14 protein-coding genes are annotated in these 14,418 nt (G+C 44.3%); 8 read left to right on the top strand and 6 right to left on the bottom strand.

Translation table 11 applies throughout. The features are described from left to right. Nucleotides 1-45: 45 nt before the first annotated feature. From DWB79_RS00490 to DWB79_RS00475, 4 genes are all read left to right on the top strand, one after another. Nucleotides 46-564, top strand: coding sequence for a hypothetical protein (locus DWB79_RS00490; RefSeq protein ID WP_016522175.1), 519 nt, complete (start codon nucleotides 46-48; stop codon nucleotides 562-564). Nucleotides 565-678: 114 nt separating this feature from the next. Then, a complete protein-coding gene (locus tag DWB79_RS00485) occupies nucleotides 679-915 on the top strand; it encodes a hypothetical protein (RefSeq protein ID WP_016522174.1) in 237 nt (78 codons plus the stop codon). A gap of 96 nt (nucleotides 916-1,011) precedes the next feature. Continuing rightward, complete coding sequence (locus DWB79_RS00480) at nucleotides 1,012-1,902, top strand: Rpn family recombination-promoting nuclease/putative transposase (RefSeq protein WP_016522173.1); 891 nt, start codon at nucleotides 1,012-1,014, stop codon at nucleotides 1,900-1,902. Between the two features lie 2 nt (nucleotides 1,903-1,904). Beyond that, on the top strand, nucleotides 1,905-2,120 hold the full coding sequence (locus tag DWB79_RS00475) for a hypothetical protein (RefSeq protein WP_016522172.1): 216 nt from the start codon (nucleotides 1,905-1,907) through the stop codon (nucleotides 2,118-2,120). Between the two features lie 325 nt (nucleotides 2,121-2,445). Here the strand turns inward: DWB79_RS00475 and DWB79_RS00470 are convergent, their stop codons facing one another. From DWB79_RS00470 to DWB79_RS00445, 6 genes are all read right to left on the bottom strand, one after another. Next, the gene (locus tag DWB79_RS00470) at nucleotides 2,446-4,503 is read right to left on the bottom strand and encodes a hypothetical protein (protein WP_016522171.1); all 2,058 of its coding nucleotides are present in this window, start codon (nucleotides 4,501-4,503) and stop codon (nucleotides 2,446-2,448) included. A gap of 261 nt (nucleotides 4,504-4,764) precedes the next feature. Next, nucleotides 4,765-5,157 carry a type II toxin-antitoxin system HicB family antitoxin gene (locus tag DWB79_RS00465; protein ID WP_016522170.1) on the bottom strand — a complete coding sequence of 131 codons (393 nt, stop codon included), beginning with the start codon at nucleotides 5,155-5,157 and terminating at the stop codon, nucleotides 4,765-4,767. A 170-nt stretch (nucleotides 5,158-5,327) separates the two neighbouring features. After that, a complete protein-coding gene (locus tag DWB79_RS00460) occupies nucleotides 5,328-5,507 on the bottom strand; it encodes a type II toxin-antitoxin system HicA family toxin (protein WP_016522169.1) in 180 nt (59 codons plus the stop codon). 266 nt (nucleotides 5,508-5,773) lie between these two features. Next, entirely contained in the window at nucleotides 5,774-6,877 is a 1,104-nt protein-coding gene (acrA, locus tag DWB79_RS00455; RefSeq protein WP_016522168.1) for an acryloyl-CoA reductase electron transfer subunit beta, read from the bottom strand. Between the two features lie 20 nt (nucleotides 6,878-6,897). Beyond that, the gene (gene acrB / locus DWB79_RS00450; RefSeq protein ID WP_016522167.1) at nucleotides 6,898-7,698 is read right to left on the bottom strand and encodes an acryloyl-CoA reductase electron transfer subunit gamma; all 801 of its coding nucleotides are present in this window, start codon (nucleotides 7,696-7,698) and stop codon (nucleotides 6,898-6,900) included. 15 nt (nucleotides 7,699-7,713) lie between these two features. Continuing rightward, on the bottom strand, nucleotides 7,714-8,886 hold the full coding sequence (locus DWB79_RS00445; RefSeq protein WP_016522166.1) for an acyl-CoA dehydrogenase: 1,173 nt from the start codon (nucleotides 8,884-8,886) through the stop codon (nucleotides 7,714-7,716). A 221-nt stretch (nucleotides 8,887-9,107) separates the two neighbouring features. Here DWB79_RS00445 and DWB79_RS00440 point away from each other — a divergent pair, with 221 nt between their 5' ends. The 4 genes from DWB79_RS00440 to DWB79_RS00425 all read left to right on the top strand — a co-directional run bounded on the left by DWB79_RS00440 (nucleotide 9,108) and on the right by DWB79_RS00425 (nucleotide 14,359). After that, nucleotides 9,108-10,484, top strand: coding sequence for an aldehyde dehydrogenase (locus DWB79_RS00440; RefSeq protein WP_016522165.1), 1,377 nt, complete (start codon nucleotides 9,108-9,110; stop codon nucleotides 10,482-10,484). A 110-nt stretch (nucleotides 10,485-10,594) separates the two neighbouring features. Then, nucleotides 10,595-11,617, top strand: a complete 1,023-nt coding sequence (locus tag DWB79_RS00435; RefSeq protein WP_016522164.1) for a calcium/sodium antiporter — start codon at nucleotides 10,595-10,597, stop codon at nucleotides 11,615-11,617. 16 nt (nucleotides 11,618-11,633) lie between these two features. Then, a complete protein-coding gene (locus DWB79_RS00430) occupies nucleotides 11,634-12,512 on the top strand; it encodes an RsmE family RNA methyltransferase (protein ID WP_016522163.1) in 879 nt (292 codons plus the stop codon). Next, the gene (locus tag DWB79_RS00425) at nucleotides 12,509-14,359 is read left to right on the top strand and encodes a hypothetical protein (RefSeq protein ID WP_016522162.1); all 1,851 of its coding nucleotides are present in this window, start codon (nucleotides 12,509-12,511) and stop codon (nucleotides 14,357-14,359) included. Before DWB79_RS00430 ends, DWB79_RS00425 begins: the two co-directional genes overlap by 4 nt. The last annotated feature ends 59 nt before the right edge of the window (nucleotides 14,360-14,418 follow it).

Genomic DNA, 14,418 nt, shown 5'->3' with positions numbered 1-14,418 from the left:
TTTCCCACTACTATCGGGAAACATCAAGAAACGGAGGTTTGAGATATGAAACATCTACGATATTATTTATATTTTTGCATATTGTGCATCAGTGTGATGTCATGCGCAAGTACCCCGGCTACCGGAGCGCTTTACTTTCCTATTACCGTATTGGCAGGTGTTGCCGATTTAACGGTTTCAACGGCTGGAGAAATACAAGTAGATGCTAGTGATAAAACCGAAGCCTTTGCAAGAAATGCAAGAATGCTGAATAAGGATTTGACTTTTGATGAAACAGAGAAGCATACTCAAAGAGAATCTCCGTCCGAATACGATTATCTTTCAAACATTCAGTTACAACCGCGGAGGGACAGTGCGGAAACGGTGAATCAGCAAAAAAATGATATGGAGCCTGTTTCTTCGATTAGATTGCAAAAAGGTGAATCATTTTCTACGCCGATACCGGTGCATAAGAAACTAACGGTCGTTGTTGAAAATAAGGATAGTAATGAACTAAGGTTTATGTGTACCGGCAAACAGTTCGTCTTGCAGCAGGGAGAAATGGTGATGCTGCATTTTCGGTAAACGATAACAGCCGCTGGTCATCACAGTAGCTGCAAACACTACCAAGCTCGCAGCGTTTAATGAAATGGTAAAGTGTGCTATACTGCTATGGGATGGGGAGATAAGGAGCGTTCTATGAACGATATAATGATGCGGCAATACAATATGCTTTCAAAGGAGCTGCAGCAGGAAGTGCAGCATTATATTGAATATTTATTTGTAAAAATGAAAAAAACGAATAGACAACATATTGTAACAATACCTCAGCAAGAAAAAAATAGAGCTTATGATGCCCTGATACAGTATGCAGGTTGCCTACCGCCGGATATTGATTATAAACAAGAAGCTATAGAATTTGCGGTTACGAAATAAGAAAATGAGTATACCGATAGCAAAAATCGCTGAGGGTACAGTCCCCCTTTAAAACCTGCTCATCTATGCTATAATACAACAAGAGAGGAAACAGCTATGATCACGGCAAACAGAAAATATAAAGATTCGGTTTTTGTCGATCTTTTTGCAGAAGACGAAAAAGCTAAAGAAAACTTTTTATCGCTATATAACGCTTTGCACGGAACAAACCTGCAAATGTCTTGTCCTGTAGAAAACATAAGGCTCGATAATGTTATGTATATGAACATAATCAACGATGTTTCCTGCCTTGTCGACAATAAGATTATCGTTCTTGCAGAACATCAATCCACCATAAACGAAAACATGCCTTTGCGTTTTTTAGAATACATAGCAAGGCTCTATGAAAAACTTCAAGCTCCGACCGATAGATATTTAAGAAAGCTGTCTAAAATACCTACGCCGGAATTCTACGTTTTCTATAACGGCAAGGAAGATTACCCTGAAACTACAGTTCTAAAGTTATCTGATGCGTTTATAACAAAACCAGAAAAAGTGCCGCTGGAGCTTGAGGTAAAGGTATATAACATAAATAAGGACAAAGGAGCAGAAGTATTGAGCCGCTGTAAACCGCTTGAAGAATACAGTCTCTTTGTTGAAGAGGTAAGAAAACAAACGCAACTTGATCCTGAAAATGGCTTTACCAATGCGGTAAAGATATGTATAGAAAAAGGAATCTTAAAAGAATACTTACAGAGAAAATCACGGGAGGTAATAAATATGTTAGTAGCCGAATATGATTACGATACAGACATCTCAGTACAGAGAGAAGAAAGTCTAAGAATTGGAATACAACAAGGAATACAACAGGGTATTGAACAGGGTATTAAGCGAGGCTTTTCCGATGGAGTAATAAAAACAGCTTTAGCTTTTAAGAAAATGGGTATACCGATAGCAAAAATTGCTGAGGGTACAGGGCTTACTCAAGCGGAAATAGAAAAATTATAAATATGTTACTAGCCGAATATGATTATGAAACCGATATAGCCGTACAACGAGCAGAAGAACGGGAAATAGCCTTTGCCACAGGCATTGAACAAGGTATATCTCAGGGAGCCTATCAAACCAAACTTGAAACGGCTAAGGCTTTTAAGCAGTTTGGTTTTGATATTGATAAAATAGCTGAAGGAACAGGCCTTTCCGTTGAAGAAATAAAGGCTCTATAAAAATCAACTTTTTGCAAATAGGCGGAGCAGATGCAAGGAGTTAGGCAAAAAAGTACCGCAGGCCTGTTGAACAGCGTACGTCCGTGTACGCTGTTCAACGACAAGTTTTTCTGACGAAAAAACTTGCTGTAGCTTGGAACCACTGCCATCCATGGCAGTTCTGATACGTCGAGGATTTTCAGAAGCGGCATGGATGCCGCCGGTTACATCAAAAGCGATGTTTCGGCAGTGCCGAAACTTGCTGCCAAAAGTGTACAAGGATGTACGCTTTTGGCAATGTAACGCAGTAATTGCCCGCATATTTTCAAAAAATCGCACAAATCAACTAACCGCGGGACCTGCCTTGATTTTGTAATAAAGCAAGGAATGTATTGGTAGGTTTTTGTATGGAACCTGTTGTATTATCTTCAATAAATATAGTAGGTGTTCCATACTCACTTTCTTTTTTATATGGAAATTTTTCCCATATATATCTTGGACCAATGAATTCTTTAGGACCATCTTTTTTCATCTTAAATTGTTCTATGTCTTCTTTAGTCCATTGATCAAATAATTTATTTTTTAGATTGTATATTTTTAATGAGTTTTCTATTTTTGGTAGTGCTTTGATTGTTTTTCCTAATGATAGGTTTAAATCTGGAAATTTTGAATTTTTTAATGTAAGATCAAAAATCACAGAACCTTCCATTGTTTTTGGTAAAATTGTGTTTTCAAATTTAAGATATCCACCACCTGTCATACAAGAAAAGAAACTTATGTTTGATAAATCACCACCTGTAAAGTTAACTCTAGTTAGCATATCACCAACAAAATCTCCAGTGTAATTTGTTGAATCTAAATTTTCAATGGTTGTATCCATTATTCTCATTGCATTATGTTTAGCACGATTATAATATTCTTGAAGGTGGCTTGCTGGCAGTTTCCCATTTTTATATCCCGTTTTATAACATTTTGTATTATAATAATTTACAATTTTTATATCTCCATAATTCTTTTCTATTTGAGGTTTCCCATTTATTTTTAATAAATATGGAAGTAATTCATTTAGTGTTCCTGCAACATAGACAGAACCAACGGTAACAATTTTATTATTATTAAATTTTTTTATTAATGATACTAATTCTTCAGCATTAGGATAATTTGTATAATCTTCATTATTTGTATCTATATTAAGTTCTCTTTCTCCTCTTAAGAAAATGTTTCCTTTAACTTTATCGGCAGGAATGTTCTTTATATTTTTCAATTTTCCGTTTTCTATTTCATTATAGAATTCGGTTATATCAAAATAATCATTTTGTTTTTGTTCTTCTGTTTCTCCTTGATGACTTGCAAAACTTACATCAACACTTATACCGCCATCTTTAAAATTCAAAAGAGCTTTATTAAGAGCATTAAGTTTAGTTTCTTTTAAAAATTTTGGAGTAATAGGAGTTGATGTATATTCCCATTCAATATTTTCGGAATTTTCTTTCGGCTTTTTATTAAAAGTATTTATTTTTAAGTTTGCTGAATCAAAATCAGGCTCTGTTTTTTCTTTTAAATTATAAGCAATATATTTTGCTATTTCTGTTGTTTCTTCATTACTACATTCCATAATATCTTTTAATGAAATATCGCCGCTGATAGTTTTTATGTTTGCATTTTCATCAAGTGTAATGTTTTGTTTGGTGCTGTCTGCATTCTCGATATTTAAAACACTTAATGCCTTTGCAGCTTTTTTTAATGCAGTTTTACTTATCGTGTAAGCGGTGAAGTTATTATTTTCCTTTTTAAACGATTTTATGGTAAGATTTTTTGTATCAATAACATTACCATTTACGGCTTTTTCCGCCAGATTTGAAATTTGATCCAGCGATATAGTACCTGTAGCAGTAATAGTTCCATTACTATCAGTTGTAATTTGTACACCCGGAATAGGTTCACTGCTTGCTTCCGCTTCAACAATAGCTGAAACTGCCGTTTCTTTTTCAATCTTTACTTTTTTTGTAATGGTATTATCTGTAACATCCGAATATGTTGCATCGCCTATCGTAAGCGCTTTGACCTTATAGCCTGCATTTGCGGAAAGCCTAAAGGTGAGCTCGCTGCCTTTATCAACCTTTCCGTCGGCAGGAAGAGCGGGGCTTACTTCAATGTTGCCGTTTGCGGGCTGTGTTACGGTAACCTTGTATTTTGTTACCGGTGTAGGATTTGACGGATTAGGATTAGGGGAATTTGGGTTTCCCTGTCCCGGATTTTCAGATGGAGGATTAGTTAAATCGGGGGGGGGGGGGGTAGCAGGAGTTTTATGTAATTGCTTACAAGAAATAAGCATCACAAGCGGGCTTAACAGCAGCGCCGATCCTAAAAATACAACAAAAACTTTCGCATGTTTGTTTTTCATAATTGCCTCCATGTTTATCTATATGCATAGGGTATCTCTAAAAACTCGGTTAGATTTTTAGAGATGCCCGACGAGTATTTTTTATAAATTTTTATACTGTAATAATTTATAAAAAATACGTCGCAAATAAGTCTAAGGAAAACCTCTAAAAACGGAAGTTTTTAGAGGTTCCCTATAGCTTATATAGTTTTATGATACCGTATTTTTCAGGTGAGTGCAAGGAACAGGGATTAACAGGGAGCTTGCATTACAGTGTAACAGCTACAGCGCTATTTGTAACCGTTGCTTTAATGCATTTTGCAACTCTTGTGAAAAATTAACTCCGGCTTCTTCCGCTTTATAATTCAGCCATGCCGGAATCGTAACTGTTTTTTTTACAGGCTTTTCAGAAAACTGTTTACGCCAAGCATCAGTGTCGGCTATTACATAATTCACAAATCCGTTTTTTATTTTTATTTTTGATATATCACTCGGCTTTGGTATCACTTGGTGATGGTCTTCATAATGAGCGAGCATCATAGCCATAGCATCCTCTGCCATCTCTATTGCTTCAGCGATTGTGTCTCCAAATGTAAAACAGCCGGGAATATCAGGAACTTTTACACTTATTTTTCCGTCATCGTATTCAAACATAACAGGATATGTATATTTCATATTAAGCTCTCCCATAAAAAGTCAAGAAGAAAGTGTCAACTTTCGATTGACTTTTTACGCACGTTCGCAACGAAGTGAGAACGTGCAGATGATATACTAGTTTGCACTTGAGCAACTAGGGTAAATAAAAGCCGTGCTATTTATACGGCTTTTATTTTACGCTCCTTTAGCTATTTTAAGCCCGCTGCTTTTAGAATGTTATGGGCAGTTCCTACCGGAATATCGCCTTTATGACGAGGTATTGCTATCATTTTACCTGTTTCTTTATGAATTGCCTTATCGTGTTTTGCTCCGGCAATAATTTCATAACCTGCTTTTTTTAATAGTTTTATAATCTCGTTTGCCGTCATAAGTAGCACCTTATACTATTATTATAACACGTGTTAATACGTATAACAAGTGCTATAGGGAGTGTTAGTTTTTTCGGCATACTATTTTTCCCTACGGATTAAACATAATAATAAACCTGTTCAACAACGAAGTTATCGAACAGGTCGAATATACGTGATAAGTATCAAGAAATTGATAGGGGCGTTGCCACCTCCTCCGATTATTACTAAAAAAAGCCTGTTCTTCCACAGAGGAAAAACAGGCTTTTTGCATCACAGCTTAAAAATTACAGGCTGCCTTTTGCCGCTTTAACCGCTTCGGTCAGCATCGGAAGTACCTTGAACAGGTCTCCTGCAATACCGTAGTCGGCTACACCGAAGATCGGTGCATCGGGATTCTTGTTGACCGCGATGATGTACTCGGAATCCTGCATACCGGCAAGGTGCTGAATTGCTCCTGAAATACCGACTGCCACATAGATATGCGGATGTACGGTTTTACCGGTCTGTCCAACCTGATGGTTTGCATCCATCCAGCCGGAGTCAACAACGGCACGGGAAGCCCCGACAACGCCGCCGAGCGCCTGAGCCAAATCTTCAGCCAGTTTGATACCCGCTTTGTGATCCTTACCGATACCTCGTCCGACGGAAACAACCACATTTGCTCCGATCAAGTCTACGATATTCTTTGCGGTTTTCTTGATTTCGAGGATATCGACAGTGATATCGGCCTTGGAAAGTTCAACTTTCGGCTTTTCAATTACGGTCTTTGCCGCTTTTGCAGAATCAAAATCCTGCTTCTTCATAACGCCGGGACGCACGGTTGCAATCTGCGGGCGGAAGCGGGGACACACAATCGTTGCCATCAAGTGACCGCCGAACGCCGGACGGGTCATCTTCAAGTTGGTGTTTACCTTAAAGGGTGTCTTTTCGACATCCATTGTCGAGCTGGTGCGGAGGAATTCCTTATATTTTTCAGTATCGACGTCGAGGTGCGTGGTGTCGGCGGTCAATCCGGTATGGAGCCGTGCGGCACAGCGGGGGCCTAAGTCACGTCCGATGGTTGTTGCACCGATTAAGAAAACTTCCGGTTTTTTATCCTGTACCAATGCGGTAATCACTTTTGTATACGCATCGGTTGTATAATCGGCAAGAAGATCGTGCTCGCAGTAGTACACCTTGTCGGCGCCGTAACCGCCGAGATTCTTTAACGCATCTTCTTTAATACCTTTTCCAAGTACAACGCCGCAGAGTTCGCCCTTTAATTCGTCGGCGAGCTTCCGGCCTTCGCTCAATAATTCAAACGAGGTGTTGAGGATTTCTCCGTTGCGCTGTTCACAAAATACCCACACGCCTTTGAAGGCTTCAGTGTCTTTGCTATCGTAAGCCATTTGTACATTCTCCTCCTTCATTAAATGATATGTTTTTCTGCCAGCATACCGACGAGCTTTTCACAAGCGGCTTTGTCGGCGCCTTCCATCATCGTACCGGCGCCCTTCTGCGGCGGGGTAAAGGACTTGTATACGTTTGTCGGAGAACCTTCCAAACCGATCGTGTCTTTATCGATGAGCGGATCGTCCTTCAAGGTTTCGTAATTGTATACCTCATACGGCTTTGAGTAGCATTCCATAATACCGCTGACGCTCATATAACGCGGTTCGTTCAGCTCTTTGATACAGGTGATAAGACAGGGTGTCTTTACCTTGAGCATCATGTAGCCGTCTTCGAGCATACGCTTTACCGTCAGTGTGTTGCCTTCTTTTTTAATATCAGCTGCGTAGGTGATCTGCGGGAGATTCAGTTTTTCAGCGATCTGCGGGCCTACCTGTGCGGTATCGCCGTCGATTGCCTGCCGTCCGCAGAATACAACATCTTCCGGTCCTACACCGACGCGGCGTACAGCTGCTGCCAAAATCTGACTGGTAGCATACGTGTCACTTCCGCCGAACTCACGGCTGGAAACCAGTACCGCCTTGTCAACGCCGCGCGCCAACAGCTCACGGAGCATGCTTTCTGCAGGGGGCGGCCCCATCGAAATAGCGACAACTTCACAGCCGGTTTGATCTTTTAGCTGCAGCGCCGCTTCAATCGCGTTTAAGTCATCGGGGTTGGTGATGGTCATCATCGAAGCGCGGTCAAGCTGCCCGTTTTCTTTGACGGCAACTTTTCCGGATGTATCGGGAACTTGTTTTACACAAACAATAGCTTTCATCTGTTCTTGTCCTCCTTAATTGACGCCGAGGTTTGCGGCAATAACCATGCGCTGAACTTCGCTCGTGCCCTCGTAAATTTCCGTAATCTTTGCGTCGCGCATCATCCGCTCGATCGGGTAGTCGCGGGTATAGCCGTATCCGCCGAAGAGCTGTAAACAGCGGCGCGTTACGTCGCTTGCGACCTCAGCTGCAACGAGCTTCGCCATTGCCGCTTCCGCAGAATACCGGATATTGGGATTTTCGTTGGCTGCCTGTTTCTTGCATGCCGCCGCATAGACAAGATACTGAGCGCCTTGTGTACGGGCTGCCATATCCGCAAGCTGGAACTGGGTGTTCTGCTGCTGGCTGATGCGTTTTCCGAACTGGACACGCTCTTTTGTATATTTGATGGTTTCTTCGATAGCGCCTTCTGCAAGGCCGAGCGCCTGTGCTGCAATACCGATGCGTCCGCCGTCGAGGGTTGCCATAGCGATAATAAAGCCGCGTCCCTGTACGCCGAGGAGGTTTTCTTTCGGTACAATGCAATCTTCAAAGACCAATTCGCAGGTTGAAGAACCGCGGATACCCATCTTCTTTTCATGCTTACCGACAGAGAAGCCGGGGAAGCCGCGCTCTACGATGAATGCGCTGATTTCTTTTACGGAGCGGCCTTTTTTATCCTTTACGATACCGGTTACTGCGATAACGATAAAGACATCGGCATAGCCCGCATTGGTGATAAAGATCTTGCTGCCGTTTAACACCCAGTGGTCGCCGTCGAGTACTGCAGTGGTCTGCTGTCCTTGAGCATCGGTACCGGCGCCCGGTTCGGTTAAACCGAATGCACCGATTTTTTTACCGGAGGCTAAATCGGGAACATACTTCATCTTTTGTGCTTCCGTTCCGAAGTGCATAATCGGATCGATACAAAGTGACGTATGGGCGGAAATGATAACACCGGTCGTTCCGCATACCTTGCTCATTTCTTCTACGCACATAGCATAGGTTAAAACGTCAGCGCCTTGTCCGCCGTACTGTTTCGGAACGGGAATACCGAAGAATCCCAGCTTTGCCATCTTTTTGACATTCTCTTCAGGAAATTTTTCCTCTTCGTCGACTTCGGCAGCGATCGGTTTTACTTCGTTTTGCGCAAAGTCACGAAACAATTGCTGCGCCATGAGCTGTTCTCTGCTCAACGTAAAATCCATGTTGAATCTCCTTCGTTATATTGATTTTTATTAAAAATCTCTACTTTATATAGAGGCTTTTCTATAGTATAATAATTATCTACGCTATTGTATCCAAGCAAATAATAGTAGTATTTTTATAGATAGATTATATCAGCAAACCGCCGAAATGGATAGAGGAAGAATCGTATTTTATCATACTTTTTTTCTCTTGAGCCTTTGCGTCGGGGGAGAATGATTATATGACAAGAATAGCCATAGCCGCGCTGGTGCGGAATACTTCGACCTTTTTTGCATCAAATGCGACAAAATCATATCAATTCCGTGCCGAACAGCTTCGTAAGCTGGGAGCCGCCGTTCACGCATATCAGCAGCGGATAAGCGATGCGCTCTATAAGGATTTACACAAGGCGCCGATGGAGACCTACCTTACGGAAATCGGTATGGTGCAGGAGGAAGTTCGCTTCTTATCGAAACACTTGAAAAAATTGATGAAGCCGAAACGGGTACGCACGCCGCTCAGTCATTTTTTAGCATCGAGTACGATTTATTACGAACCGTACGGCACCGTGCTGATTATGTCGCCGTGGAACTATCCCGTCAATTTAACGCTGACGCCGCTTGCCGGTGCGATTGCCGCAGGAAACTGCGCAGTGATAAAGCCTTCGAATTACACTCCCGAAACCTCAAAAGTAATCGCCGATTTGATTGCGGAAACCTTTGAGCCGGGTTTTGTTACGGTTGTAACCGGCGGACGAGAAGAGAACGCCGGACTTTTGGAACAAAAGTTTGATTACATCTTCTTTACCGGCGGTACGGTAGTCGGTAAGCTTGTTATGGAGGCTGCCGCACGGAACCTAACGCCGGTAACGCTGGAACTCGGCGGCAAATCCCCCTGTATTATCGATAAAACCGCCGATATGAAAGCGGCAGCGCGGCGCATTCTTTTCGGTAAGATACTGAACGGCGGGCAAACCTGCGTCGCTCCCGACTATGTGCTGATTGACGCAGCGGTAAAAGAAGCGTTTATCGAACAGTGCAAGGCTGTCCTTCATGAATTTTTACCGACGGATGCGTATGCCTCATGCAACATGACGCGGATTGTCAACGACAAACATTTTGAACGGCTCTCACATTTAATGGAAGGAGAAACGGCTGTTATCGGCGGGGAAAAGGATGCGCACGGGCGTTTTATACCGCTGACGGTGTTGGATAATATCAGCTTTGAATCACCGGTTATGCAGGAAGAAATTTTCGGCCCCATCTTGCCGCTCATCCCGTTTACCGATTTGCAGTGGGCTGTCGATCAAATCCGTGCCCGTCCGAAGCCGCTTGCCCTCTATCTCTTTACCAAGGATGCGGCTGTAGAGCGGAAAATTCTGTCGGAAGTATCGTTCGGCGGCGGGTGCATCAACGACACAATCGTGCATCTTGCGACACCGTACATGCCCTTCGGCGGCGTCGGAACAAGCGGCATGGGGAATTACCACGGGAAACAAAGCTTTTACACATTCAGCCACGAAAAGAGCGTAATGAAAAAATCCTTGCTGGTAGACTTACCGATGCGCTATCATCCCTACAGCGAGAAAAATTTCAACCTCGTTAAAAAGTTTATGTAGGGGCATACCGAACGGTGTATCCGGCTGTGCCCTGCAAGCTGTCTTGCGTGATTTTGCCTAAACCGGTATATTTCCAGATATTCCGGTTGCTGATATTTTACGAGGTTTATATGGATGCACTCTTACATAATTTTTTAATGAATTCATCGGTTGTGATATCGTTGATTGTGCTTGTCGCAAGCTTGTTTACGCTGAGTAAGGGTGCGGATTGGCTGGTAGACAGCGCGGTTGCCCTTTCGCTTAAATGGGGAATGCCCAAGATGGTGATCGGTGCGACGATTGTCAGTCTCGGCACGACCCTGCCCGAAGCGTCGGTGTCTACATTGGCGGCAATTAAAGGAAATGCGGAACTCGCGCTTGGGAATGCTATCGGCTCGATTATTGCGGATACGGCTCTCATTATCGGGCTTGCCGCCATGCTTGGTACGGTGCCGGTCGATAAACGGCTTATTCACCGGCAGGGTACCGTGCAATTTGCAGCGGCGATGCTGCTGACACTTGTTTCGCTTCCCTTTTTCTCTCCGGGCAGGGAGGGGAAAATCTATCAGTGGATGGGTTGGATATTTGTCGTGCTGCTCGCGTGTTATATGTACATATCGTTCCGCTGGGCAAAAGAATCTATGGAAGAGAGCGAACAGGATACGGCAGAAGAAAATCAAAAGCCGTTGTGGCTGCTACTTGTGTGGCTGGCTGTAGGAATCACGGTGGTCGTGCTCTCGTCTAAGATACTGATCCCTGCGGTAGAAGTTTCCGCCATAAAGATCGGTATTCCGCAGAGTATTATCGCGGCGACTTTGGTCGCGTTCGGCACGAGTGTACCTGAATTGGTAACTGCCATAACCGCCGTTCGGAAAGGACACGGAGAACTCGCGGCAGGCAACATCATCGGGGCGGATATCTTGAACGTCCTCTTTGTGTTGGGTGTAGCGGCTGCGGTAACTCCCGCCGGTATCCGTGTACCGGTAGATTTTTACTATCTGCAATTCCCGACCATGCTGCTGGTGCTCGGCATTTTCCGCTTTTGTTCAACACGTCAGCGCAGCGTCATAACACGGCTGCAAGGCGCGGTTCTTTTTATCTTTTATACCGCATACATTGTTCTCAATTTTACATTAAGACATATCACAGGTTAAGGGCGGCAAGGCTGCCATGAATATTATTTTATTACGACAGGAAGAACTTTCAGACGGGAATTTTTCTTTTGCCAAAACTGATGAACGCTTTTTACATATCAAAAAAGTGCTGAAGTTCGGCGTGGGGGCGGTATTCAAGGCGGGTATCATTGACGGGGAAAAAGGAACGGCGGAAATTACTTCTTTTTCCGATGAGCTGTTGACTGCACGGTTTACCGTAGCGGACAAAGCGGGCGGAGGAGACGATGTTTCCGTGCTGCCGCCCATCAGACTGATACTCGGGTTTCCGCGTCCCATTCAGCTGCGCCGTATTTTGCGTGATGTCGCAGGGCTTGGGATTGAGGCATTGTATCTGATCGGCACCGAGTTGGGGGAAAAATCTTACCTCAAGGCCGATATCGCTGCGGAAACGGAGATAGAGCGGCTGCTGATTGACGGGTGCAGTCAGGCAGGAGATACTCATATTCCGAAAGTGTATCGAGCCTATAGTGTACGGCATTTTTTCGATCGGTATGGAGATGATATCCGCCCGGATCATCTGCGGGCGACGCTCGATGTTCCTTTTCACATTGAGCAAGGTTCTCAAAGTTCTATTGAACAAAATCGCATGAAACAAGGTCATATTGGGCAAGATTGTATTGAACAAGACGGTGCGCTGTGCATTCCTGCGATGTATCCGCTGCCACAGCTGCAGTGGGACGGGAAGCAAACGCTTTGGCTTGCTGTCGGAAATGAGCGGGGCTGGAGCTTGAACGAACGGCTGTTGTTTGCAAAAAAGCAGTTCACTGCCTATACTATGGGACGGAGAATTTTGCGTACGGAAACCGCCGTTACTTCCGCTATTGCGGTGTGCCTTGCATTATCCGGCGCATGGGAGATGAGAGGAGCACAATGAATCAGGATCAGGTAAAAGAGATATTATTGCAGATTGAAGAGTCGGAACTTGAATTTTCGGTAACATTTACCGGCAAGGCGAGCAAGAAAGTCAACGGGCTGTATAAAAGCGATACGCATGAGATTCTGCTGCACAATAAAAACTTTTCCGTCGATAACGAACTACTGTACACCGCTATTCACGAATATACGCATCATCGGCTCTGCGAGTTGGACGGCACCCGTTCCGGCCGTGTACATACGCAGCGGTTTTGGAGTTATTTTCATCGGCTGCTGCAAAAGGCGGAGGAGAAGGGGCTGTATAAAATCGCTATGGAAGAATCGCCTGAACTGCTTGAACTGACGGATACAATCAGGACGACCATTATGGCGGAGGACGGCAAGCTGATGAAGGAACTCGGCAGGCTTTTGAGCAAGGCGCGGGTGCTCTGTAAGCAAGCCGGTGTCCGCTACGAAGATTATATCGACCGTGTGCTGTGCCTGCCGCGCGCCTCCGCTGCGACGATTGAGAAAATACATGCGTTCGATGTAAAGCCGGAACTCGGCTATGAAGCGATGAAGGTGGTTGCGAATATTGCAAACCCTGATAAACGCGCCGCAGCAGAGGATCTTTTTTTACAAAAGCACAGTCCTGCGTTTGTGCGCGACAGTGTAAAAAATAAACCGCAGGATGAAGACCCTCGGCGTAAGTTGGAAAATGAAAAGCGCCGAATTGAGCGCACGATTGTCAGCCTGCAAGCGCGGCTCAGCGAGTTGGAAGACACGCTTGCAAAGATGCCCGTAACGCCGTTTATCTTCTGTTTTTTCTTTTTGCTGCGGCTGCTTTCTCCCCTCGCTGCGGATAATACCGGAGTCGGCGGCGGGCAAATGCAAATACCGGCGATACCGGACATCCCTGAAGTTACTATCGGCGGAGGGATCACTCGGCCGCCGGCGCCTCCCGTTATTCAGCCTCCGACGTTTTTGCAACAAAAACGCACTCCATCGTCCGCAGCAGGGGCGAAGGGGAAACAGACAAGTAACGCCGCTGCCGCTTCCGGTAATTCCGGTAAAAGCGATGTAAAAAAATCAACGGCGCTGAACGGACTCAACGCTAAAACGCTGGCAGCATTAAGCCAAAACAGCGGTAACCTGACGCTGCTCAATAATTTGCTCGGCAGCGATGCGGGATTAGGCGGCAATGGAGGCTTGGGCAATGTAACCGGTTTGCAAACCGATACGGGCGGCGCCGTTTTAACAAAGATTTTAAGCGAATTGGAAAAACTGCAAGCGCAAACCGCTCAAGCTGCTCAAAAAGAGAATAGGCAAACCGGCCAAGCTGTACAGAAAGCAACTGCATCAACCGGAAATAGTGTTGTGGGAACCAATGGAAACAATGCTGTCGGCACAAGCGGCGGTACGATTACCGATACCGTCAATGATGCCGGTACTGCCGGAAATACCGGCGCGGGCAATGCGGCAGATGCTCACGCTGCGCTTGCACAAGGGGCTGCGGCGGAGCTTATTCGGTTGCGGATAAACGGTAAGGAAATTAAAGACGATTTGGTTTATACATTTTGTTCCGCTCCCGCCGCAAACGGTTCGTTCTTGTACGGAGCAGACCGCCGCTTTACGGCTAACGGCGCCGAGTTGAATGAGACTGCTTATTTTCTGTGCCGAAAGACGGAAGCGCAGCAGTACGAGATTACGATGGATTTACGCCAAGAACCGCTGAATGCAAATTCTTTTTTGTATAAACTCTATCAACTCAGCCCCGTATCGGTGGAGCAAACTTCGGATATCATTTTTTGGCATTATAAGGCTTCCGATCTTGAAGTGGAGTTGATATTCAGAATTGTGCATCTCTAAAAGCTCGGTTAGCTTTTAGAGATGCACGACGAGTTTTACTTTAAGTCTTTATATTATAA

Origin of the sequence: Treponema medium, assembly GCF_017161265.1 — a bacterium.
Lineage (GTDB): Bacteria > Spirochaetota > Spirochaetia > Treponematales > Treponemataceae > Treponema > Treponema medium.
Note: the sequence above shows the minus strand (reverse complement) of the source record. Positions and strands in the feature narration are given on the sequence as shown.

Bases quoted from the DNA above. Each gene is read 5' to 3' on its own strand.
- DWB79_RS00440 (WP_016522165.1), top strand. From the start codon at position 9,108: ATGACAAGAATAGCCATAGCCGCGCTGGTGCGGAATACTTCGACCTTT.
- DWB79_RS00475 (WP_016522172.1), top strand. From the start codon at position 1,905: ATGTTACTAGCCGAATATGATTATGAAACCGATATAGCCGTACAACGA.
- DWB79_RS00470 (WP_016522171.1), bottom strand. From the start codon at position 4,503: ATGAAAAACAAACATGCGAAAGTTTTTGTTGTATTTTTAGGATCGGCG.
- DWB79_RS00465 (WP_016522170.1), bottom strand. From the start codon at position 5,157: ATGAAATATACATATCCTGTTATGTTTGAATACGATGACGGAAAAATA.
- DWB79_RS00430 (WP_016522163.1), top strand. From the start codon at position 11,634: ATGAATATTATTTTATTACGACAGGAAGAACTTTCAGACGGGAATTTT.
- DWB79_RS00480 (WP_016522173.1), top strand. From the start codon at position 1,012: ATGATCACGGCAAACAGAAAATATAAAGATTCGGTTTTTGTCGATCTT.
- DWB79_RS00445 (WP_016522166.1), bottom strand. From the start codon at position 8,886: ATGGATTTTACGTTGAGCAGAGAACAGCTCATGGCGCAGCAATTGTTT.
- DWB79_RS00490 (WP_016522175.1), top strand. From the start codon at position 46: ATGAAACATCTACGATATTATTTATATTTTTGCATATTGTGCATCAGT.
- DWB79_RS00425 (WP_016522162.1), top strand. From the start codon at position 12,509: ATGAATCAGGATCAGGTAAAAGAGATATTATTGCAGATTGAAGAGTCG.
- DWB79_RS00460 (WP_016522169.1), bottom strand. From the start codon at position 5,507: ATGACGGCAAACGAGATTATAAAACTATTAAAAAAAGCAGGTTATGAA.
- DWB79_RS00435 (WP_016522164.1), top strand. From the start codon at position 10,595: ATGGATGCACTCTTACATAATTTTTTAATGAATTCATCGGTTGTGATA.
- acrA (WP_016522168.1), bottom strand. From the start codon at position 6,877: ATGGCTTACGATAGCAAAGACACTGAAGCCTTCAAAGGCGTGTGGGTA.
- DWB79_RS00485 (WP_016522174.1), top strand. From the start codon at position 679: ATGAACGATATAATGATGCGGCAATACAATATGCTTTCAAAGGAGCTG.
- acrB (WP_016522167.1), bottom strand. From the start codon at position 7,698: ATGAAAGCTATTGTTTGTGTAAAACAAGTTCCCGATACATCCGGAAAA.